Annotated in this window: 19 protein-coding genes and 2 tRNA genes; 7 read left to right on the plus strand and 14 right to left on the minus strand. The window is 74.6% G+C overall.

Features of this window, described 5'->3' with window-relative positions; all coding sequences use genetic code 11:
- Positions 1 to 47 precede the first annotated feature (47 nt).
- Positions 48 to 845, plus strand: coding sequence for a hypothetical protein (locus tag AB0953_RS00470; RefSeq protein ID WP_366857123.1), 798 nt, complete (start codon positions 48 to 50; stop codon positions 843 to 845).
- A gap of 89 nt (positions 846 to 934) precedes the next feature.
- Here the strand turns inward: AB0953_RS00470 and AB0953_RS00475 are convergent, their stop codons facing one another.
- Positions 935 to 1165, minus strand: a complete 231-nt coding sequence (locus tag AB0953_RS00475) for a hypothetical protein (RefSeq protein WP_366857124.1) — start codon at positions 1163 to 1165, stop codon at positions 935 to 937.
- Positions 1166 to 1296: 131 nt separating this feature from the next.
- On the opposite strand from AB0953_RS00475, the gene AB0953_RS00480 reads away from it, so the two are divergent.
- Both AB0953_RS00480 and AB0953_RS00485 read left to right on the plus strand, forming a co-directional pair.
- Positions 1297 to 1749, plus strand: a complete 453-nt coding sequence (locus AB0953_RS00480; RefSeq protein WP_366857125.1) for a MarR family transcriptional regulator — start codon at positions 1297 to 1299, stop codon at positions 1747 to 1749.
- Between the two features lie 13 nt (positions 1750 to 1762).
- Positions 1763 to 3379, plus strand: coding sequence for an MDR family MFS transporter (locus AB0953_RS00485; protein ID WP_366857126.1), 1617 nt, complete (start codon positions 1763 to 1765; stop codon positions 3377 to 3379).
- A 93-nt stretch (positions 3380 to 3472) separates the two neighbouring features.
- Here AB0953_RS00485 and AB0953_RS00490 read toward each other — a convergent pair whose 3' ends face one another.
- The 9 genes from AB0953_RS00490 to AB0953_RS00530 form a co-directional block, all read right to left on the minus strand.
- Positions 3473 to 4120 carry a TetR/AcrR family transcriptional regulator gene (locus tag AB0953_RS00490; RefSeq protein WP_366857127.1) on the minus strand — a complete coding sequence of 216 codons (648 nt, stop codon included), beginning with the start codon at positions 4118 to 4120 and terminating at the stop codon, positions 3473 to 3475.
- An 88-nt stretch (positions 4121 to 4208) separates the two neighbouring features.
- A complete protein-coding gene (locus AB0953_RS00495) occupies positions 4209 to 6449 on the minus strand; it encodes a glycosyltransferase family 39 protein (protein WP_366857128.1) in 2241 nt (746 codons plus the stop codon).
- Complete coding sequence (locus AB0953_RS00500; RefSeq protein WP_366857129.1) at positions 6446 to 7714, minus strand: bifunctional glycosyltransferase family 2/GtrA family protein; 1269 nt, start codon at positions 7712 to 7714, stop codon at positions 6446 to 6448. The genes AB0953_RS00495 and AB0953_RS00500 overlap by 4 nt, the downstream gene beginning before the upstream one ends.
- A gap of 25 nt (positions 7715 to 7739) precedes the next feature.
- Positions 7740 to 9320, minus strand: coding sequence for an ATP-binding protein (locus AB0953_RS00505; RefSeq protein ID WP_366857130.1), 1581 nt, complete (start codon positions 9318 to 9320; stop codon positions 7740 to 7742).
- Between the two features lie 80 nt (positions 9321 to 9400).
- On the minus strand, positions 9401 to 10168 hold the full coding sequence (locus AB0953_RS00510; protein WP_366857131.1) for a response regulator transcription factor: 768 nt from the start codon (positions 10166 to 10168) through the stop codon (positions 9401 to 9403).
- Positions 10169 to 10257: 89 nt separating this feature from the next.
- On the minus strand, positions 10258 to 11136 hold the full coding sequence (locus tag AB0953_RS00515; RefSeq protein ID WP_366857132.1) for an amidohydrolase family protein: 879 nt from the start codon (positions 11134 to 11136) through the stop codon (positions 10258 to 10260).
- Positions 11120 to 11467, minus strand: coding sequence for an antibiotic biosynthesis monooxygenase (locus AB0953_RS00520; protein WP_366857133.1), 348 nt, complete (start codon positions 11465 to 11467; stop codon positions 11120 to 11122). Before AB0953_RS00520 ends, AB0953_RS00515 begins: the two co-directional genes overlap by 17 nt.
- Positions 11468 to 11628: 161 nt before the next feature.
- Positions 11629 to 12516 (minus strand): DUF2797 domain-containing protein, encoded by an 888-nt coding sequence (locus AB0953_RS00525; RefSeq protein WP_366857134.1) that lies wholly within the window; start codon positions 12514 to 12516, stop codon positions 11629 to 11631.
- Positions 12513 to 12947, minus strand: a complete 435-nt coding sequence (locus tag AB0953_RS00530) for an Lrp/AsnC family transcriptional regulator (RefSeq protein WP_366857135.1) — start codon at positions 12945 to 12947, stop codon at positions 12513 to 12515. Before AB0953_RS00530 ends, AB0953_RS00525 begins: the two co-directional genes overlap by 4 nt.
- 105 nt (positions 12948 to 13052) lie before the next feature.
- Here AB0953_RS00530 and AB0953_RS00535 point away from each other — a divergent pair, with 105 nt between their 5' ends.
- Positions 13053 to 13244, plus strand: a complete 192-nt coding sequence (locus tag AB0953_RS00535; RefSeq protein WP_366857136.1) for a hypothetical protein — start codon at positions 13053 to 13055, stop codon at positions 13242 to 13244.
- 53 nt (positions 13245 to 13297) lie between these two features.
- Here AB0953_RS00535 and AB0953_RS00540 read toward each other — a convergent pair.
- Positions 13298 to 13370 (minus strand) — tRNA-Arg (locus AB0953_RS00540).
- Between the two features lie 403 nt (positions 13371 to 13773).
- Positions 13774 to 13864 (minus strand) — tRNA-Ser (locus tag AB0953_RS00545).
- A 203-nt stretch (positions 13865 to 14067) separates the two neighbouring features.
- Here AB0953_RS00545 and AB0953_RS00550 point away from each other — a divergent pair.
- The 3 genes from AB0953_RS00550 (at position 14068) to AB0953_RS00560 (ending at position 18819) form a co-directional block, all read left to right on the plus strand.
- Positions 14068 to 14493, plus strand: a complete 426-nt coding sequence (locus AB0953_RS00550; protein WP_366857137.1) for an SSI family serine proteinase inhibitor — start codon at positions 14068 to 14070, stop codon at positions 14491 to 14493.
- A gap of 119 nt (positions 14494 to 14612) precedes the next feature.
- Positions 14613 to 18230: a PAS domain-containing protein gene (locus tag AB0953_RS00555; protein ID WP_366857138.1), complete on the plus strand. Its 3618-nt coding sequence runs from the start codon at positions 14613 to 14615 to the stop codon at positions 18228 to 18230.
- Between the two features lie 13 nt (positions 18231 to 18243).
- On the plus strand, positions 18244 to 18819 hold the full coding sequence (locus tag AB0953_RS00560; RefSeq protein WP_366857139.1) for an antibiotic biosynthesis monooxygenase: 576 nt from the start codon (positions 18244 to 18246) through the stop codon (positions 18817 to 18819).
- Positions 18820 to 18843: 24 nt separating this feature from the next.
- Here AB0953_RS00560 and AB0953_RS00565 read toward each other — a convergent pair whose 3' ends face one another.
- Both AB0953_RS00565 and AB0953_RS00570 read right to left on the minus strand, forming a co-directional pair.
- A complete protein-coding gene (locus AB0953_RS00565) occupies positions 18844 to 20493 on the minus strand; it encodes a long-chain fatty acid--CoA ligase (protein ID WP_366857140.1) in 1650 nt (549 codons plus the stop codon).
- A gap of 272 nt (positions 20494 to 20765) precedes the next feature.
- On the minus strand, positions 20766 to 21299 hold the full coding sequence (locus AB0953_RS00570) for a SigE family RNA polymerase sigma factor (protein ID WP_366857141.1): 534 nt from the start codon (positions 21297 to 21299) through the stop codon (positions 20766 to 20768).
- Positions 21300 to 21393 lie beyond the last annotated feature (94 nt).

Here is a 21393-nt window from a genome sequence, read left to right on the forward strand (position 1 = left end):
CCGTCGGCGGGGTTCCCATTTGATGCCCCGTCAGCAACACTGCGGCGATGCGAACGGCACTCCGCCGCAGGGCCGCCCTGCTCGCCCTGCCCCTGTGCACGGCCGCCGCGTGCCTGCCCCTGACCGGCTGCGGCGGTCCACAGCGCGACGGCTATGCGGCCGCGGGCGCAGTGGCCGCCGGCCCCGAGCGGCGCGCCGGCGACAACGTGGCCCCGCAGGCACCGGTGGAGTTCCAGCAGCTCGGCGGCCCGTCCGCGGCGGGCGGATCCACTTCTTCCGCCGATACGCCGAGCGGTACCCGGGATCCGCAGACCTCCGCGGGCTCCGCCGGGAGCGCAGCCATGGCGCCCCCGCCCGGCGGCACCGCAGCGGGCCCGGCCACCCCGCGGGGCAGCGGATCCACCGCCCCGCCCGGCACACCCGCCACCACCCCCGGCACGCCCACCCCGCCCGGCGGCCCAGGCGGCTCCGGCAGCAGCGGCGGCGGCTCCGGCGGCCCGGGATCAGGCACCGGAACCACGCCTGCACCGCCATCCACACCGGCCCGGCTGACGCTGAGCACGCCCATACGGACTCCCGCCCCGGAGCGCTGGTGCGAGCGCGTGACGGTGGCGTTCACCAACACCGGCACCACCGCCGCGCGTTCGGGCACGGTCGCCTTCGAGACGCACGTCATCGGCGCCCTCGGCATCGACTGGGCCACGGTCACCACGACCCAGCCCCTCCCGGCGCCGCTGCCCGGCGGTGCGACGCGGTCGCAGACGTACACGGTCTGCGTCGAGTCCTGGCGGGTGCCCCTGGGCATGCACGTGGAGACGCGCAAGACCACCGCCACCTGGAACTGAAGCCCGCAGTCCGGGCGCCCCGCGGCCCGGCACCCAACAGCCTGCGCCCAAGCCAGCACCCGACAGCCGGGCCCAAGCCGGCACCTGGCCTAGCGCAGGACGACCAGCCAGAGGGCGATGCCGAACATCGCGGCCAGCGCGATCGCGACGGCGACCCGGGCACCCGCCTTGCCGCGCTCGGGCTGCTTGCGCCGGGACCCGGGCGTGCCGGCCTCCGGGCGCGCCGGGGCGGCCTCCTCGACGAAGGCGCGGAACATCTGGGTGCTGCCGGCCGGGTCGTAGGAGTCCTCGGGGCCCGGCGAGTTGTGGTTCGAAGCCATGGCCAGGACCCTAGCGGGTTTTCCGATTCCTTTACCGCTCCTCCCCCATGATTCATTTGCCTGTAGCAACCATCCGCTTCTATGGTTGCCCTAAGCAACAAGATGGGGGGAGTCCGGTGACCGCAGCCGCAGTGAGAACGGTTCACCCGGGCGGCCCGGCGGCCGCCCCGCCGGCCGGCCGCCACGAGGAGCTGGCCCGACAGCTGGCCGGCATCGGCGCGGTCAAACGCGAGCTCGCCCGGCTCCTGCCCGCGGACTGCCCGCCCGCCGCGGCCGCCGTCCTGACCCTGCTGGACCGCCACGGCGAGATGCGGCTCGGCCGGCTCGCCGACCTCATGGCCATCGACATCTCGGTGACCAGCCGGCACGTCGCGCACGTCGTCGACCGCGGCTGGATCACCCGCGATGCCGACCCCGGCGACGGCCGCTGCCGCATCCTGCGGCTCACCCCGGCCGGCCGGGCCCTCCTGGCCGAGATCGGCACCCGCCACACCGGCGCGCTGGAACGGGCCCTCGCCGACTGGTCCGCGCACGACATCGACGTACTGAACGCCCTGCTGGCCCGGCTCCGCTCGAGCTTCTAGACAAAGGACCCACATGACCACCACCACACCCTCCGGTGTGCGGGGAGGCGCCCGGTCGCAGACCTCGTCCGCCCATGCGCCCGCGCACCCGCCCATGACGCATCCGCAGATCATGAAGGCGCTCTCCGGGCTGATGCTCGGCATGTTCGTGGCGATCCTGTCGTCCACGATCGTCTCCAACGCCCTCCCCCAGATCATCAGCGACCTCGGCGGCACCCAGTCCTCGTACACCTGGGTCGTCACCGCCGCCCTGCTGTCGATGACGGCGGCGACCCCGCTGTGGGGCAAGCTGTCCGACCTCTTCAGCAAGAAGCTGCTGGTCCAGCTGGCCCTGGTCGTCTACGTCCTCGGCTCCGTCGTCGCCGGGCTGTCGCAGAACACCGGCATGCTCATCGCCTGCCGCGTGGTCCAGGGCATCGGCGTCGGCGGGCTGTCCGCCCTCGCCCAGATCGTGATGGCCGCCATGATCTCCCCGCGCGAGCGAGGCCGGTACAGCGGCTACCTCGGCGCGGTCTTCGCCGTCGCCACCGTCGGCGGCCCACTCCTCGGCGGCGTCATCACCGACACCGAGTGGCTCGGCTGGCGCTGGTGCTTCTACGTCGGCGTGCCGTTCGCGGTCATCGCCCTGATCGTGCTCCAGCGGACCCTGCACCTCCCGGTCGTCCGCCGCGACGTCAAGGTCGACTGGCTCGGCGCCTTCCTGATCAGCGGCGCCGTCTCGCTGCTGCTGATCTGGGTCACCCAGGCCGGCGACTCCTACGGCTGGATCTCCTGGACGACCCTGGCCATGACCGGCGGCGCCGTGGTGCTCGGCCTGCTCTTCCTGCTCGTCGAGTCCCGGGCGAGCGACCCGATCATCCCGCTGCGCCTGTTCCGCAACAAGACCATCGCCCTCGCCTCGGCCGCCTCGCTGTTCGTCGGCGTCGCGATGTTCTCGGGCACCGTGTTTTTCAGCCAGTTCTTCCAGCTGGCCCGGGGCGAGTCCCCCACGATGTCCGGAATCCTCACGATTCCGATGATCGGCGGGCTCTTCGTCTCCTCCACCGTTTCCGGTCAGGTGATCACCAAGACCGGCAAGTGGAAGGCCTGGCTCGTCTCCGGCGGCGTCCTGCTGACGGCAGGGCTCGGGCTGCTGGGCACCCTGCGGTACGACACCCCGTACTGGCACATCGCGCTGTACATGGCGCTGACCGGGCTCGGCCTCGGCATGATGATGCAGAACCTGGTGCTCGCCACGCAGAACCAGGTGGCCCCCGAGGACCTCGGGGCAGCCAGCTCGGTCGTCACCTTCTTCCGCTCGCTCGGCGGCGCCGTGGGCGTCTCGGCGCTCGGCGCGGTCATGGCGCACCGGGTCACCCACTACGTCAAGGAGGGGCTGGCCGCGCTCGGCCCGAAGGCCGCGGCCATGGGACACGGCGGCACCTCGGGCGGCGGGATCCCCGACCTCGACAAGCTGCCGGCGCCGCTGCGCGAGCTGATCGAGTCGGCGTACGGGCACGGCGTCGGCGACGTCTTCCTGTACGCAGCCCCCGCGGCGCTCCTCGGCCTCGTCCTGGTGCTGTTCATCAAGGAGGTCGCGCTGAAGTCGAAGCCGGCGGTGCACGCCCCGGCGGCCTCCCCCCAGGAGTAGCCGCGGCGCCGCGTTGGCCGTCGCCAGCGGGGGCGGGCGGCTGCGGCGGCGGTCGGCAGCGCTGCGGGCGCCCGCTGGGTCCGGCGGCCGCCGCTACGGGGCCTGCGGGGCCGCGGCCTTCGCCTGGATGCCGGCGATCAGGACGTCGAGGGCCAGGCCGAAGTCCCCGTCGGGCACCCGCCGGGCCGTGGCCCCGCAGCCGTGCAGGAACTGCGAGACGGCCAGGTGGGCGCCGGTGCGCGCGGCGTCCGCCAGCCCGGTGGCGTCCAGCAGGCGCTGCAGTGCGGAGTCGAAGGCCCGGGCGTGCGGGCCGATGTTGGGGTAGGCGGCCGCCAGCGCCGCCACCCACGGGTGTTCGGCGAGCAGTCCGCGGTAGCCGCAGGCCAGCAGGCGCAGCCGGCCGCACCACCCCTCGCGGCCGCACTCCGCGGCCGTCCGGGCCGGTCCGGGCGGCGGGAGCGGGATCTCGCCCAGGGCCCGGTCCAGGGCCAGTTCGAGCAGGTCGTGCTTGGTGTCGACGTACCAGTAGAGGGACATCGCGGTGACCCCGAGCGCGGCGGCCAGGCGCCGCATCGAGAACCGGGCGAGCCCCTCCGCGTCGAGCAGCCGCACCGTGGCCCCGGTGATCCGCTCCCGGTCGAGCCCGAAGGCGCCCTCGCAGCGGCGTCTGGCGGGTGCGGCGGGTCCGGCCGCCAGCCACACGCTGGTCCGGGTGTTGTCGGGATCGGCCGCGGTCACCATGGAGGCACCCTCCTCGCACCAGGGGTCGGCCCGGAATGCCCGGTCCGCCCCCTTGATGCTAGAGGGTGCCCCTCGCGTTTCGGCAGGTTCAGGACGGTGCGGACGTGGCGCTCAGGGGCGCGGTCAGGTCGTAGAAGGTGGCGCTGCCGACGGTCACCGTGCGGAAGTTGGCCTTGACCCACGCCGCGATCGCGTTGCCGGTGTTGCCGCCGGGGCCGCGCATGCCCCCTGCCTCGCCACCCGGGCCCTGTTCGCCGCCGATGAAGTAGTGGATCTTCCCGGTCCGGACGTACTCCTGGAACTTCGCGAGCGTCGGCGAGGGGTCGCTGCCGTTGAAGCCGCCGATCGGCATCACCGGCTCGCCCGATGCCAGTTGGTAGCTCGCCGCGTTCTGGGCTCCGATGGTGGCCGCCGCCCACGTGTACCGGTCCGCGTCCTTGCGCAGGACCGCCGTGGCCTGCGCGCTCGCCTTCGTGCCGTTCAGCAGGCCGCCGGGGCCGCCGCCCTGGCCGCGCCGCCCCGGGGCGCCGGCCGCGCCCCCGGGGCGGCCGCCCGGTCCGCCGGGGAACGCCTGGCCCGGCCACCCGGGCCGCGGCTGCCGGCCGCCCTGCTGCCCTGCACCGCCCTGCTGGGGGGCGCCCTGCGGAGCACCCGGGAAGGCGCCCTGCGGGGCCCCCTGCGCGACGCCCGGGAAACCGCCCTGCGGGCCGGCGCCCGGCGGTAGTTCACCGCCGGCGAAGAAGCGTCCGCCGCCCGGCCGGCCGCCGGAGACCGCCGGCCCGGCCGTCACGATGGAGCCGGTGCTCGCCGAGTTCACCGTCGTCAGGCAGTACGCCAGCGGGCCGGCCAGGGCGGCCCCCAGGCCCAGCGCCGCCGCGCCCAGAGCGAACCGGCGGCCGAAGCGCCGGCCGAACCGGGCACCGAGGAAGAGGCCGGCCGCCGCGAGCAGCCCGGCCCCGAGCACGGTCCAGCGCAGCCACGGCAGGTATCCCGGCGAGCGGCCGAGCAGGACCCAGGACCACCAGGCGGTCAGGGCCAGGGTGCCGGACAGGGTGAGCGCGGCGGCCGTGCCGCCCCGCTCCTCCCACAGCACCGACACGCCCATGCCGACCAGCGCGGCCACGAACGGCGCCAGCGCCACCGTGTAGTACTCGTGGAAGATGCCCTGCATGTAGCTGAAGACGAGCGCGGTGATCAGCAGCGCGCCGCCCCACACCAGGAAGGCCGCGCGGGCCATGCCCTCCAGGCAGTCCGCGGACCGGCGGGCCCGCCAGGTCACCACCAGGCCGGCCACCAGCAGGATCAGGGCCGCCGGCAGCAGCCAGGAGATCTGCCCGCCGACGTTCCCCGAGAACAGCCGGTCGATGCCGGTCTCGCCCCAGCCTCCGCCTCTCCCGCCGCCGGTGCCGCCGGGCCGGCCCCCGACGCTGCCGACCTCGTTGCCGTTGATGCGGCCGAGGCCGTTGTAGCCGAGGGTCAGCTCCAGGAAGGAGTTGGTCTGCGAGCCGCCGATGTACGGGCGGGAGGACGCGGGCCAGAGCTCCACGATGGCCACCCACCAGCCGCCGGCCGCCACGGCCACCGCCCCGGCCAGCGCCAGCTGGCCCAGCCGGCGGCGCAGCCGGGTCGGCGCGCAGACGGCGTAGACGAGGGCGAGCGGCGGCAGGATCACGAAGGCCTGGAGGGTCTTCGTCAGGAAGGCGAAGCCGAGGGCGACCCCCGCGCCCACCAGCCACGCGGTGCGGGCGCCGTCGAGGGCGCGCAGCACGCAGTACACGGTGACGGTCGTCAACAGGGCCAGCAGCGCGTCCGGGTTGTTGAAGCGGAACATCAGCGCGGCGACCGGGGTGAGCGCGAAGGCGGCGCCGCTGATCAGGGCGGCGGCCGGCCCGAAGTGGCGGCGCACGGCGGCGTACAGCACGGCCGTGGTGGCGACCCCCATCAGGGCCTGCGGCACCAGGATCTGCCAGCTGCCGAGCCCGAAGAGGCGGACGGACAGCGCCATGGGCCACAGGGCGACCGGCGGCTTGTCCACGGTGATGGAGTTCCCGGCGTCGGAGGAGCCGAAGAAGAAGGCCTTCCAGCTCTGGCTGCCCGCCTGGGCGGCGGCCGAGTAGAAGGAGTTGGCGTAACCGGAGGCGCCCAGGTTCCACAGCAGCAGGGCGGCGGTGGCCAGCAGCAGGACCGCGTAGGCGGGACGCTCCCACCGGGGCCGCTGCGTCTGCGCGCCCACGGCGGCTGCGGCGGGGCCCGCCGCCGGGGACGCGGAGTGCGGGGCGGGGGCCCGTTCGGGGAACGGGGAGTCCATGGAGGGTACGGCCGTGGTCATCGCATGTCGTCCTTGGTGGGCGGGGTGCGCCGGTCGGGGAAGACCCAGGCGCGGAAGAGCAGGAACCGCAGCACGGTCGCCGCGAGGTTGGCCGTGATCAGCACGGCCAGTTCGGTGCTGTGGGCGGCCGCGGGCGTGGCCGCACCGAGGGCGGCGAGGGAGCCGCTGGTCAGGGCCAGTCCGACGGCGAACACCACGAGCCCCTGGGCCTGGTGGCGTACGGCGCGCTCGCGTCCGCGGACCCCGAAGGTGAGCCGGCGGTTGGCTGCCGTGTTGGCGACGGCCGAGACCAGCAGGGCGGCCGCGTTGGCGAGCTGGGGCCCGGCGTCGAGCCGGAACAGCGAGTACAGCGCGAGATAGGCCAGGGTGGACAGCGCACCGACGGTGCAGAAGCCCAGGAGCTGGCGGGCCAGCCCCCGGGGCACCCCGGGCAGGGCACTGCGGTCGCGCGGGTCGTCGCCGAAGGGGCGGGCGAGCCGGTCGAGCGGCAGCGCGCCGACGGCCAGGGCCCGGCCCACCCGCCAGACGCCCTTGAGGTCCTCCACCGCGGTCCGCACGAGGTGGACGGTGGAGTCCGGGTCGTCGACCCAGTCGACCGGCACCTCGTGGATCCGCAGCCCGGCGCGCTCGGCGAGCACCAGCATCTCGGTGTCGAAGAACCAGCCGGTGTCCTCCACCAGCGGCAGCAGGCGCTCGGCGACCTCCCGCCGGATGGCCTTGAACCCGCACTGGGCGTCGCTGAAGCGGGCGGCCAGCGAGGAGCGCAGCAGCAGGTTGTAGGCGCGGGAGATGAACTCCCGCTTCGTGCCCCGCACCACGCGCGAGGAGCGGGCCAGGCGGGTGCCGATGGCGAGGTCGGAGTGGCCGGAGATGAGCGGGGCGACCAGCGGCAGGACCGCGTTGAGGTCGGTGGACAGGTCGACGTCCATGTACGCGAGGACGGGTGCCTCGGAACGGGACCAGACGGTCCGCAGCGCGCGGCCGCGGCCCTTCTCCTCCAGCCGGGTGCTGCGTACGCCGTCGATGGCGGCGGCCAGCCCGGCCGCGACCTCGGGGGTCCGGTCGGTGCTCGCGTTGTCGGCGATGGTGATGCGGAAGGGGTACGGGAAGGTGCGGGTGAGGTGGTCGTGGAGCCGGCGTACGCACGGTCCCAGGTCCTTCTCCTCGTTGAAGACCGGGATCACCACGTCGAGTACGGGCTCGCCCGGCACGGGCGCGAGGTGCGCCCGTGCCGGGAGGGCTCCGGTGGAGGTGTCGGTTCGCATGGACCGAGCCTCGCCGGGCGGGCTGTCACCGCTGTGTGGTGAGGCTGTGTCCCGTCTGTGAGTCCGCGGCCGGGGGTGCGGCCGGGGCCGGGGGTGCGGCCGGGGCCGGGGTCGGGGCCGCGAGGGGGAGCAGGACCTCGAAACAGGTGTGCCCGGGGGCGCTCTGCACGCCGACGTGTCCGCCGTGCGCGCCGACGACGGCCTCGACGATGGCGAGCCCGAGCCCGGTGGAGCCGGCGGCCCGGGAGCGGGAGGCGTCCCCGCGGGCGAACCGCTCGAAGACGTGGGGGAGCAGGGCGGGCGGGATGCCCGGGCCGTCGTCGGTGATCGTCAGCCGCACGCCGGATGTTTCACGTGAAACACGGGCGGTGACGGTGGTGCCGGCCGGGGTGTGGGTGCGGGCGTTGGCCAGCAGGTTGACCAGCACCTGCTGGATCCGGGCCGCATCGGCGCGGACGGGCGCGGGCTCCTCGGGCAGTTCGAGCCGCCAGTGGTGGGCGGGGCCGGCGGCGCGGGCGTCGCTGACGGCGTCGACGACGAGCGGGGCGAGGTCGGTGTCGGCCAGGGACAGCGGGCGGCCGGCGTCGATCCGGGCGAGCAGCAGCAGGTCCTCGACGAGGCCGGTCATCCGGGTCGCCTCGGATTCGATGCGGCCGAGGGCGTGCCGGGTGTCGGGGCCGGCCTCCTCGCGTCCGCGGCGGGTGAGTTCGGCGTACCCGCGGATGGAGGCGAGGGGGGTGCGCAGCTCGTGGCTGGCGTCGGCGACGAACTGCCTCACCCGCATCTCGCTCTGCTGGCGGGCGGTGAGGGCGGAGGAGACGTGTCCCAGCATCCGGTTGAGGGCGACGCCGACCTGGCCGACCTCGGTGCGCGGATCGGCCTCGGCGTCCGGGACCCGTTCGTGCAGGGCGGGCTCACCGCTGTGCAGGGGCAGTTCGGAGACCCGGGTGGCGGTGGCGGCGACCCGGCGCAGCGGGCGCAGCGCGACGCCGACCAGGGCTTGGCCGACGAGGGAGGCCGCGATCAGCCCGGCCAGGGTGACGCACACCTCGACGGCGATCAGCCGGCCCACGGTGGAGTCGACCTGGGCCAGCGGGTAGCCGAGGGCGACGGAGCCGTCGGGCGAGGCGGTGACCCGGTACGCGCCGAGCCCGGGCAGCTCCGCATCCACGGGCGCGGGCCGGCCCCGGCCGGCCGCGGCGCGGTGCGCGACCTCCTCCAGGACCCGGGACTGGGCGGGGGTCAGCGGCCGGCGGGTCTCCAGGCCGGGACCTCCGATGGCGGCGAGGCGGGCGCCCTCGGTCGCGCCGTCCGGCTCCGACCGGATGCCCGCCGCGCCCAGCGGTGTGCCCGGGGCGCTGACGAACCACAGGCCGTCACGCCCGGCCTTCCCCGGCGCGGGGCTCCGGGGGGTGGCCATGTCGACGGCGACGCGGAGCTGCTGGTCGAGCCGGTCGACCAGATACGAGCGCAGCGCCAGGGTGGTGACGGCCCCGATGGCAGCACCGACGACGGCGATCAGCGAGACCGCGGAGACCACGAGCCGCGCCCGCAGGGACCAGGGGCGAGCGCGCAGCGACCAGGAGCCGGCCCGCCGCGGCAGCATGCGGCGGCGCCCCCGCTGCGGCCGGGGGCGGCGGAGGACGCCGCACACGCGGGAGCGCAGCCGCGGGGGGCGGAGGGCCACTACTCGGCCGGCTTGATCAGGTAGCCGGCGCCGCGCCGGGTGTGGATCATCGAGGGGAGCCCGGGGCCGCTCTCCAGCTTCCGCCGCAGGTAGGAGATGTACAGCTCGACCACGTTGGCCTGGCCGCCGAAGTCGTACGACCACACCCGGTCCAGGATCTGCGCCTTGCTCAGCACGCGCCGCGGGTTGCGCATCAGGTAGCGCAGCAGCTCGAACTCGGTGGCGGTCAGGTGGATCTCCCGGCCGGCCCGGGACACCTCGTGGCTGTCCTCGTCGAGCCGGAGGTCGCCGACGGCCAGGACGGAGCCGCCCCGGGCGGCCTGCGCCGCGCCGGAGCGGCGGACCAGGCCGCGCAGCCGGGCCACGACCTCCTCCAGGCTGAACGGCTTGGTGACGTAGTCGTCGCCGCCCGCCGTCAGGCCCGCGATGCGGTCCTCGACGGAGTCCCGGGCGGTCAGGAACAGCACCGGGATCTGCGGGATCTCACGGCGCAGCCGGCCGAGGACGGCGAGGCCGTCCATGTCCGGGAGCATGACGTCGAGGACCACCACGTCCGGGCGGAACTCCCGGGCGGCGCGGACCGCGCCGGCCCCGTCGCCCGCGCTGCGCACCTCGCAGCCCTCGTAGCGCAGGGCCATGGACAGCAGCTCGGAGAGCGGGGCCTCGTCGTCGACGACGAGCACGCGGCAGGGCCCGCCGTCCGGCCGGACGAGGGCGGCGGGGGTTGCGGCGGACGTGGACGCAGGGGAGGTGGTCGTCGCAGTCATGCGACCACGCTGGCGGCCGCCTCTGAGAGCGTTCTTGCCCCTGTCTGTGAATTTCCTGAGAAACGGCCGCCGGGCCTTCCCCGCCCCGCTCAGGCGAGGCCGAAGAGGCGGGCGCCGTTGTCGTGGCAGACGGCCCGCAGCCAGTCGTCGCCGAGGCCGAGCCGTTCCAGGGCGGTCAGCTGGTGGTCGTAGGGGTAGGGAATGTTCGGGAAGTCGGTGCCGAGCAGGATCCGGTCGCCGAGGCCGGCGAGCCGCCCGAGCTCGCCCTCCGGGAAGGTGCTGAACTGCTCCGCGAAGTCGGTGAAGGCCATGGTGGTGTCCAGGTGCACCCGCTCGTACCGCTCCGCGAGGTCGAGGAAGTCCCCGTACTCGGGCATGCCCATGTGCGCGACGACCAGCGCCAGCCGCGGGTGGCGGGCCAGCAGGGCGGTGACCGGCCCGGGCCCGGTGTGCTTGCCCGGGACGGGCCCCGAACCGCAGTGGACCACGACAGGGATGCCGGCCTCGGCGAGCAGCCCCCAGACCGGTTCGAGCGCCTCGTCGTTCGGGTCGTAGCCGCCGACCTGGAGGTGGGCCTTGAAGACCCGTGCCCCGGCCTCGACGGCCCGGCGGACGTAGGCCCCCGCCGACTCCTCGGGGAAGAAGGTCGCGGTGTGCAGGCAGTCCGGAGTCCGGGCGGCGAAGTCGGCGGCCCAGGAGTTGAGCCACGCGGCCATCTGCGGCTTGTGCGGGTAGAGCATCGAGGTGAAGGCGCGCACCCCGAAATCCCGCAGCAGGGCGACCCGCTGCTCCTCCTCGTGCCGGTAGGTGATGGGCCAGGGGACGCCGGTGAGCGGGCCGACGGAGTCGAAGTGGTCCCACACCTTGGCCAGGACCCGCTCGGGCATGAAGTGCGTGTGCACGTCGACCAGTCCGGGCAGGGCGAGCCGTTCCCGGAAGGCGCGGACCGCGTCAGCCGTTGCGGTCAAAGCCGTGGCTCCGCTCCACGGTGCCGACGTGCAGGGTGTAGCTCTCGTACCAGTCGGCGCGGCCCTGCTTCATGGCGGCCTGGTGCTCCAGGTCCTGCCGCCACAGGGCGAGGGAGTCGTGGTCGCGGAAGTAGGCGACGGTGATCCCGAGGCCGCCGGGGGTGCGGGCGGACTCGTAGCCGAGGAAGCCGGGGTTGGCGGCGACGATCTCGTGCATCCGCGCGAGGGTCTCCGGGTACCCGCTGTCCTCGGTGGTGCGGACGGAGGTGAACACCGCCATGACGTAAGGCGGTTCGAAGGCGGGCACGGGCTTGACGGGCTTGATGGTCATGTCCACCAATCTCTGCGCCGGCCTGCGGAATGTCCACGGAAAAGCGGCCCGCGAGCCCAAAGGGATCCAAGTTTTGACCTTGGTCCGGGCGCACCGGGCCGGGCGGGGGCAGCGCGTCCGCGTCCGGCACGGCTGCGGACTGCGCGGCTGCGGACGGCCGCTCAGAAGAGCCCGTCCTGCCCGCCGGCCGTATCGGGCAACGCCGCGGCCGGGGCGGTCGGCGCGTCGGTCGTGCGGCCGGCGTCCGGGGCGACGAGCTCCCAGCCGGCCAGCAGACGGGTGTCGACCACGAGCCCGTCGGCGAGGTGCAGATCGGGGCCCGCCGCTCCCGCGAGCCGGCCGGCGACGACCGCACCGGGGGCCATGGCCGTGACCACCCGGGCGGGCGCGGGCAGGCCGTCCAGCCCGAACACGGAAGCGTGGTCCGCCACTTCACAGGCCAGCGCCTCCAGCGACTCCGGCCGGTCCGGCAGGGCGGCGGCCCGCGCGTGCAGCTCGGCGACCTCCCGGGCCCGTTCCGCCGCGGCGGGCAGCAGGGCCCGTACGGCGCGCTTGCGGGCGTACGGGATCCGGTCGGGCACCCCGAGCGCGGCGCGCAGCAGCTCCTCGGTACGGCGGGCCGCCATCAGCGGGCCGCGGCCGAGCCAGGCCCAGGCCACCGCGCCCTGCTCCAGCAGCCGGACGGGGCCGCGTTCCTCGGCGGTGATGCCGACCTTGACCAGGCCGGGCCCGAACCACGCCAGGTAGACGCGATAGGTCCGCGGGTCGGCGGCACGGGTGTCGGCGGCCACGGAGAACGAGCGGTCGAGGCGGGCGCATGCGGCGCATTGGGCGTTCCCGCTGCGGACGGGCACGGCGGCGGCCGTGGGGCACGGCGTCCGCTTCCCGGCGCGGCGGACGCCGAGGCAGCGCCGCTCCCCCTGCGCCGCGAAGGCGAGCAGCTGTCCGTACGCCAGCGGGCTGGTCCGCTCGCCGCGCCCCTCGGCCCACCACCCGACGGCCGGGCCGCCCCCGCTGCTCCACCGGATGCCGGTGCACCGCCAGGTCACAGCGGCAGCGGTCGCTCGAAGAAGGTCTCCAGCACGACCGTGGCGCGGGTCCCGCTGACGCCGTCGATCGCGTACAGGCGGCGCAGGACCTCCTGGAGCTGCTCGGTCGTGGCCGTGCGCACCTTCACCAGGACCGAGGCGCTGCCCGCGATGACGTGCGCCTCCTGGATCTCCGCGATCGCCTCGAAGGCGGCGGCCGAGTCCCCCATCCAGGCGTTGGCGTCGACCATCACGTAGGTCAGCACCCCACTGCCGACGGCGGCCGGGTCCACGTCGACCGTGGTCCGCCGGATCACCCCGCGCTCGCGCAGCTTCCGCACCCGCTCGTGCGCGGCCCCGGCGGAAAGCCCGACGGCGGCGCCGAGGGCGGCGTACGACTGGCCCGCGTCCTGCTGCAGGCACCGCACGAGCGCCCGGTCGATGTCGTCCACGCGATCTCCCACCACGGCCTTCCCGTGCGCCAGACGGTACGGGATCCTGCAATCTCACCACGGAACCGAACAGAATTCAGCACTTAACCATCAGGGGAGAACCAGGTGGCTCACAGCCCGAACGGCGCGGTCTTCTCCCCCGACGAGACCGAGCCGTACGCGGCGGACACCCGAGCGGGCCACATCCATGTCTTCAAGGTCGGCGGCGACGACACCCCGAGCGGCGACCGGATCTCACGGCCCGCCCCTCGCTGGACAGCAGGTCCTGTCGGTGACGGGCCTCCCCGCATCCGCTGAAGAACGGCGCAACGCAAGAGGCCCCGGACTTTCGTCCGGGGCCTCTTCGGCTGTGCACTCGGCAGGATTCGAACCTGCAACCTTCTGATCCGTAGTCAGATGCTCTATCCGTTAAGCTACGAGTGCTTGGGCTTCCCGGGGTTTTTCGCCCCGTTGGCCTTGCGAGAACAACAATACATGGACCTTGCCGGGACGCGAAATCCATTAGCCGGACCGGCTCTGACCTGCGAAAACGTTCTGGACCATGATCGTCCGCGGGTTGGGCCCGCTGGAGGTCCGGGGCGCGCGGTGGCGCGAAAAGGGCGGCAGGGGCGGACGGAGTGCGGCCGGGGCCGGCGGGTAGGACTCCCACAAGGTGCGGGCGCGCAGGCCGACAAGAGTCGGCGGCACACGGTTCGGCACGCGTCCCCGCACACGAGTCCCTGCAGAGGACCGTGAAGAAGAGGGTGGAGAAGAGGGCGAGGAAGGCCCCGAGAAGTGCGTTCACGCAGCGAAGCCCCGGTCCGTCGGACCGGGGCTTCGTGGGCTGCGGAGGCGGAGGGATTTGAACCCTCGATGGGGGGTAAGCCCCAAACCGCATTAGCAGTGCGGCGCCATAGACCGGACTAGGCGACGCCTCCAGCACACCCCCGCGTACGAGGGTGCGTGCAGATGATGACACAGGCGCGGGGCCGGTCACCAATCCGCTCCCACGGTACTAGGACAGCTGGCCACAGGGCAAAGCCTTAATCACTCCCGGCACACGGGTCGGGCGAGCCGTCACGCGGGGCGCGGGCCGGTCGTTGGTCCCGGCGTACGACGTACGGACGATCTGGAGTGCCCCATGCTGCGACTCGCCGCCTTCGCCGTCACCTCCGCCCTGGCCGCCACGGCCGCGGGCCCGCTGCCCCCGCTCCCGCTCGCCCGACTGCTGGGCGGGCCCGACCACCTCACCGTCGCCGTGTCCAAGGCCCCCAACCCCCTGGCGAACGGCACGTACGTGCTGGAGTGCAACCCCGTCGGCGGGGACCACCCCGAGCGCGAGGCGGCCTGCGCCCGCCTCGACCGCCTCGCACGGGACGGCGAGGACCCGTTCGCCCCCGAGGACGACCGCGCGGTGTGCAGCCTGCAGCACGGCGGGCCGGCCATCGCGCGCGTGACGGGGACCTGGCTCGGACAGAAGGTGGACGCCACGTTCAGGCGAACCAACGGATGCGAGATCGCGCGCTGGAACAAGTTGGAACCTGTGCTTCCGCCCGGGCGGTCCTGACCTGCGCTGATGCGGCCGGTCCACTGCATCCCGGCAACATCGGCCACCTCGGGCCGGGGACGTGCCCTTAGACTCCTCCCGTGACATGCCGGTAGTCGTGGTCAGGGAGGAAGCTCGTCGTGAGCAGCAGGCCATCCCGAGGCGCTGCTCGCCTCGCAGCAATACTCGACGCGCTTCCGGACGCGCTGCTCCTCGTCAACGCCAACGGCACGGTCGTCAACGCGAATTCGATCGCGCTCGAGGTCATGGAGAGCCCCGGCACCGGACTCGTCGGCCGCGGCGTGCTCGACCTCTTCCCCGACTTCGACTCCAAGCTGATCCCCGGCTCGATGCGCCGGCCCGGCGACGACGACGGAGGCCGCGCCAAGCCCAAGCGGATGGTGGCGCGCCGCACCGACGGCAGCGAGTTCCCCGTCGAGGTCACCCACGCCCACCTCGACGGCCGCGACGCCTACCGCGAGCCGCAGCCCGCGTACACCGGCGACGAGCTGCTCATGCTCGTCGTACGGGACCTCTCCGAGACCGTGGACACCGAGGCCGAGCTCGCCCGCTCGCAGCGGCAGACCGAGATGATCCTGCGCGCCGCGGCCGAGGGCGTCGTCGGCACGGACACCGACGGACGGGTCGTCCTGGTCAACCCGGCCGCCGCCCAGATCCTCGGCTACCGCGCCACCGACCTCGGCAACCGCGAGCTGCACGCCCTGATCCAGCACTCGCGCGCCGACGGCTCCCCGTTCCCCTTCGAGGAGTCCCCGCTCGCCGACACGCTGCGCAGCGGCCGCAAGCACCGGGTGCGCGGCCAGGTCCTGTGGAACAAGGCCGGCCAGCCGGTCTCCGTCGACCTGACCACCTCCCCGGTGCGCGACGGGGACATGCTCGTCGGCGCCGTCATGACCTTCACCGACCGGCGGCCCTTCGACGCCCTGGCCGCGCGCCATGCCCAGCTCGTGGCCGTCCTCGGCGAGTCCCTGCGCGGCCCGTTGGAGGAGCTGCGCGGCGAGCTGGCCACCCTCGCCGCCGACGACGGGGGCCAGCTGTGGCCCGAGGCGAACCAGCTGCTGCACCACCTGGCCGCCGGGTACTCCCGGATGACCACCCTGGTGGACAACGTGCTCGGCTTCCAGCGCCTCGACGCGGGCAGCGAGAAGCTGAAGAAGAAGAACGTCCTGATGGACGGCGTGGTCAAGGCGGGCGTCGACGGCGCCGTCGAGCTGATCGGCCCCGGACGCGTCCAGTTCGCCGTGCACGCGCCGACCATCGAGGCCGAGGTGGACGCGGAGCGGGTCGCCACCGCGCTCGCGCACCTGGTCGCGGACGTGGCCGGGGTCGACGCCACCGGCAAGACCCCGCAGGGCAGCGGCTACTCCGACTCCACCATCGTGGTCGCCGCCGCCCAGCGCGGCGAGGTCGTGCGGATCGAGGTCCGCGGCCCGTACGAGGGCGGCAACCCGGTCCACGAGCCGATCGTGCGGGGCATCGTCGCCGCGCACGGAGGCGTCCTGCAGACGGTCGAGGTCCCCGGAGCGCCCGGCGGCGCGTACGTGCTGGAGCTGCCGCTCGGCTCCGGCGCGGGAACGGTGACCCTGCCCGAGCCCGAACCGGAGCCCGAGCCGGAACCGGAGGCGGCGCCGGAGCCCGGGCCCGCGAAGGGTCCGGGGCGGCGCGGCCGGCGCGGGGTGGACGCCTTCCTGGAGGACTCCCCGGAGCAGGCGGCCCCGGCCGCCGCGGCCCAGGGCGGTGGCGCGCTGGCGCTGCCGTCCGGCCGCCGGAGGGCCGGCGAGGCCGTCCCGCCCGAGGCTCCCGGAGCGGGCCCCGCGCTCGCCCAGTCGCCGGTGAACCCGGCGGGCCTGGGCACCGGCCGCCGCCGCGGCCGGGACGGCGACGGCACCGGCGAGGGCACCGGCGAAGGCGGGCCTGGCCGGCCCGTGCCTCCGCAGGGCACCGCCATGCCCGCGCTGCCCCCCGTCCCCTCCGTACCTCCGGTCCCGGTGACCGAGCACCCCGCCGGACGGCGGCGCGCCCTGGGCCAGGCGGGACCCGTGCGGCCCGGCGGACCCGTGCCCGCGACCGGCCTCGGCCCGGCCACCGCCACGGCCGGCCGCGGCCCCGCCCCGGTGGCGCCGCGGCCCGTCGCGCCGGAAGGCGGCTTCGCGCTGCCCGCCGGACCGATCCCGGCGCCCCCGGCGGGCCCGAACCCGGCCGTGCCCGGAGCCCCGGCCGCGGTTCCGGCCGGCGGCCCCGTCCCCGTCCCCGTTCCCCCTGCCGGACCCGTTCCCCCTGCCGGACCCGTCCCGCCCGGCGGATCCGTTCCTGCTGCCGGACCCGTCCCGCCCGGCGGACCCGTCCCGCCCGGCGGACCCGTCCCGCCCGGCGGACCCGTTCCTGCTGCGGGCCCCGTTCCTGCTGCCGGGCCCGTCGCCCCTGCCGGCGCCGCCCCGGCCGCCGGACCGGTGCCTGCTGCCCCGGGCGCGCCGCAGGCCTCCGCCGCCGAGGGCGAGGCTCCGGCCGGGCGCCGGGCGCGCCGTGCGCTGGGGACGCCGGGCGCCGACCCGGCGGCGGCCGCCGCACAGCCCGCCGCGGCCGCGGAGGAGTCCGCGGCCCCGACCGGGCGGCGTCGCGCGCTGCCCGCCACCCCCGCCTGGCCGGTTCCGGCGGCCCGGCCCGCCCCCGAGGACGACGGCGCCACCGGCCAGGTCGCCCTGCCCGGGGCCCGGCAGCCGCAGGACCCGCAGGCGGAACCCGGCCGGCCGATCAGCGTGCGCGCCCTCGGCACCATCGGCCAGGGCATCCCCATCGACCCCGCGGCCGCCGACGCCGCGGCCGCCGGAGCAGGAGCAGGTGCCGGCGGGTCCGGCCGCCGACGCCGTCTCGCCGAACCCGCACCGCAGGGCCGGACCTTCGCCATAGGGGCCCCCGAGGCGGGCTCCGCCGAAGGCCCCGAGCCTCTGGACGGGCCCGGAGGCGCCGTCGAGGTGGTCACGCGGCCCGTGCCGCCGCCCGTGGACGACGAACTGCCGCCGGAGCCGCTGGACAACCCGCGCCGGCTCCTGGTGTGGCCCGCGCCCGACGTGCAGACGCAGCAGGCGCTCAGCGACCGCGGCTACCGCCCGGTGGTCGTGCACTCGCGCGAGGAGGTGGACGCGCAGATCGCCGCGTTCCCCGCCGCGCTGTTCGTGGACCCGCTGACCGGGCCGATCACCCGGACCGCCCTGCAGTCCCTGCGGACCGCCGCGGTGGCCGCGGAGGTGCCCGTGCTGGTCACGGCCGGGCTGGGCCACGCCTCGCGGGAGGCGGCGTACGGCGCCGATCCGGCCGTGCTCCTCAAGGCGCTCGCGCCGCGCGACAGCGAGCAACACCCCTCCCGCGTGCTGCTCATCGAGGAGCGCGACGAGATCGCGACCGCGCTGACGGCCGCGCTGGAGCGGCGCGGCCTCCAGGTGGCCCGTGCCGGTGCCGACACCGACGCGGTGGAGCTGGCCTCGCGGATGCGGCCCAACCTGGTGGTCATGGACCTCATGCAGGTCCGCCGCCGGCGGGCCGGGATCGTGGACTGGCTGCGCGCCAACGGCCTGCTGAACCGCACCCCGCTGGTCGTCTACACGGCCGCCGGCATCGAGGCGGAGGCGCTGCCCCGGCTGGCCTCCGGCGAGAGCGTGCTGTTCCTGGCCGAGCGCTCCACCACGGCGGACGTCCAGGGCCGCATCGTGGACCTGCTGGCCAAGATCGGCGCCAACTAGCCATCCTGGCCCGATGGCCATCACCGACACGTCCGAGCACACCGTCCCCGCGGACAGCGGGGAGGTGAGCCTGCTGATCGCCCGGCAGGTGGAGCCCGGCTACGAGGAGGCGTTCGAGACGTGGGCGCGCGGGATCCTGGAGACCGCCGCGACCTTCCCGGACCACCTCGGGTACGGGCTGTTCCGCCCGGCGGCTCCGGGGGCGCCCTGGTTCCTGGTGCACCGCTTCCGCAACCAGGCGGCGTTCGAGCGGTGGCAGGAGTCCCCGGAGCGGGCCGCGTTCTTCGCGAACTGCGAGGGCCACCACCACACGGAGACGGCCCGGCGCGAACTGCACGGCATGGAGACCTGGTTCGCCAAGCCGGGCACGACCCGGCCCGCGCCGCCGCGGTGGAAGATGGCGATCAGCTCGGGGCTGGCGATCTTTCCGATCTCGCTGCTCGGCAACGCGGTGCTCGGGCCGTACCTGGTGGACGTGAACTTCGTGGTGCGGACGGCCGCCTTCGCGGCCGTCTTCAGCACCCTGATGACCTACGCGGCCATGCCCGCCGTCAGCAGGCTGCTGCGGCCGTGGCTCACGCGCGGCTGACGCAGGGGCCGCAGCAGCCGCTCCTCAGTCGAGGCGGGTGACGTCGAGCTCGCCGTCGGCGTACTGCCTGCGGATCACCTTCTTGTCGAACTTGCCGACGCTGGTCTTCGGGACGGCCTCGATGAACGTCCAGCGCTCGGGCAGCTGCCACTTGGCGATGGACTGGGAGAGGAAGGCCCGCAGCCCCGCGTAGTCCACGGTCGCGCCCTCCTTCAGGACGACGGTGGCCAGGGGGCGCTCGCCCCACTTGTCGTCCGGGACGGCGACGACCGCGGCCTCGGCGACCTCGGGGTGCGCCATCAGCGCGTTCTCCAGCTCCACGCTGGAGATCCACTCGCCGCCGGACTTGATGACGTCCTTGGCCCGGTCGGTCAGGGTGAGGAACCCGTCGGGGCTGATCACGCCGACGTCGCCGGTCCGGAGCCAGCCGTCCGGGCTGAACTTGTCCTCGGGGCGCAGCGGTTCGCCGGACACGCCGCCGTAGTAGGCGCCCGCGATCCAGGTACCGCGCACCTCCAGCTCGCCGGCCGACTCCCCGTCCCAGGGCAGGACGTCGCCGCCGGGGCCGACGAGGCGGGGCTCGACGCCCGCCGGGAAGCGGCCCTGGGTGATCCGGTACGGCCACTCCTCCTCGGCGCTCAGACCCGCCGGCGGGTGCGCCATGGTGCCCAGCGGGGAGGTCTCGGTCATGCCCCAGGCGTGGCAGACGCGGACGCCGAGCTTGTCGTACGCCTCCATCAGCGACGGCGGGCAGGCCGCGCCGCCGATGGTGACGTGCCGCATGGAGGACAGGTCGCGCGGCCGGGCGGTGACCTCGGCGAGCAGGCCCTGCCAGATGGTCGGGACGGCAGCGGCGTGCGTCGGCTTCTCCTGCTCGATCATCTGCGCGAGCGGGGCGGGCTGGAGGAAGCGGTCGGGCATCAGCATGTTGATGCCGGTCATGAAGGTGGCGTGCGGCAGGCCCCAGGCGTTGACGTGGAACTGCGGGACGACGACGAGGGTCGTGTCCTTGTCCGTCAGGCCCATCGACTCGGTCATGTTGACCTGCATGGAGTGCAGGTAGATCGAGCGGTGCGAGTAGACGACGCCCTTGGGGTCGCCGGTGGTGCCGGAGGTGTAGCACATGGCCGCGGCCTGGCGCTCGTCCAGCTCCGGCCAGTCGTAGCCGTCCGGACGGCCCGTGAGGAGCTCCTCGTAGTCGTGGACGGCCACTCCGAGCCCGTCGAGGACCGAACGGTCGCCGGCGCCGGCGACGACCACGTGCTCGACGGTGGGCAGGTGGGGCAGGAGCGGGGCGAGCAGCGGCAGCAGGGTGCCGTTGACCAGCACGACCCGGTCGGCGGCATGGTTGACGATGAAGACCAGCTGCTCGGGAGGCAGCCGCAGGTTGAGCGTGTGCAGCACGGCGCCCATGGAGGGGATCGCGAAGTACGCCTCGACGTGCTCCGCGTTGTTCCACATCAGGGTGGCCACCCGCTCGTCCTGCCGGACACCGAGCTCGTCGTGCAGGGCGTGCGCGAGGCGTGCGGCGCGGGTGCCGATCTCGGCGAAGCTTCGGCGGTGCGGCTGCGCCTCCCCCGTCCACGTCGTGACCTGGGAACTCCCGTGGATCGTCATCCCGTGCCGGAGGATCCGGCTGACGAGGAGCGGTACGTCCTGCATGGTGCTCAGCAAAGCGTCCTCCCGGTGGGCGCTGCGGCGCTGCGGCGGCTTGGATTGCTGCCGATTCTGCGCACGTACCGGTCGGCATGTCACTACCCGGAGGTACAAACTCGGCGGGGAATCGCTGTGGGGGGACTCGACCTGGTACGGAGCACAGGCCGGGGGTGCGTGAACCGGGCATCGTGCACAAGCCGGGCCCGGAGCCTGCGGCGATGTTTCACGTGAAACCGGGCGGTGTTCCCCGCGAAACGGTGTGTTTCACGTGAAACCACGAGGTAGGCGGCTCAGCGGACCGGGGTGAGCTCCGGGTCCTCGCGGAGCTTGACCAGGGCTCGGGAGACGGCGCTCTTGACCGTCCCGATGGAGACCCCGAGGAGCTCGGCGGTCTGGGCCTCGGTCAGGTCCTCGTAGTAGCGCAGGACGACCATGGCGCGCTGGCGGTCGGGAAGCCGGGTCACCGCGCGCCACATCGCATCGCGCAGGGCCTGTGCCTCGGCCGGGTCGGTGCTCTGCGGCGTCTCGGCCTCGGGGAGCTCGTCGCAGGCGAACTCGTCGACCTTGCGCTTGCGCCATTGGGAGGTGCGGGTGTTGACCAGGGCCCGGCGGACGTATCCGTCCAGGGCCCGGTGGTCCTCGATGCGGTCCCAGGCCGCGTAGGTCTTGGCCAGCGCCGTCTGCAGCAGGTCCTCCGCGTCGCACGGGTTGGCGGTGAGGGAGCGGGCAGTGCGCAGCAGGGTCGTGCCGCGGGTCCGGACGTACGCCGAGAACGACGGGTACGGCGTCGGTTGCGAGGCGAGCGTGCACACGGGCGTGGTCATGGCTCCACGCTAGAAGCGCGCGGTCCCGCGGGGGATCGGCCGCAAGTGCCGAAGCGGGGTCCGCCTCAGGTTGTAGGGGTGGGGCCCGCCCCAC

It is taken from the genome of Streptomyces sp. NPDC046866 (assembly GCF_040704625.1).
GTDB lineage: Bacteria > Actinomycetota > Actinomycetes > Streptomycetales > Streptomycetaceae > Streptomyces.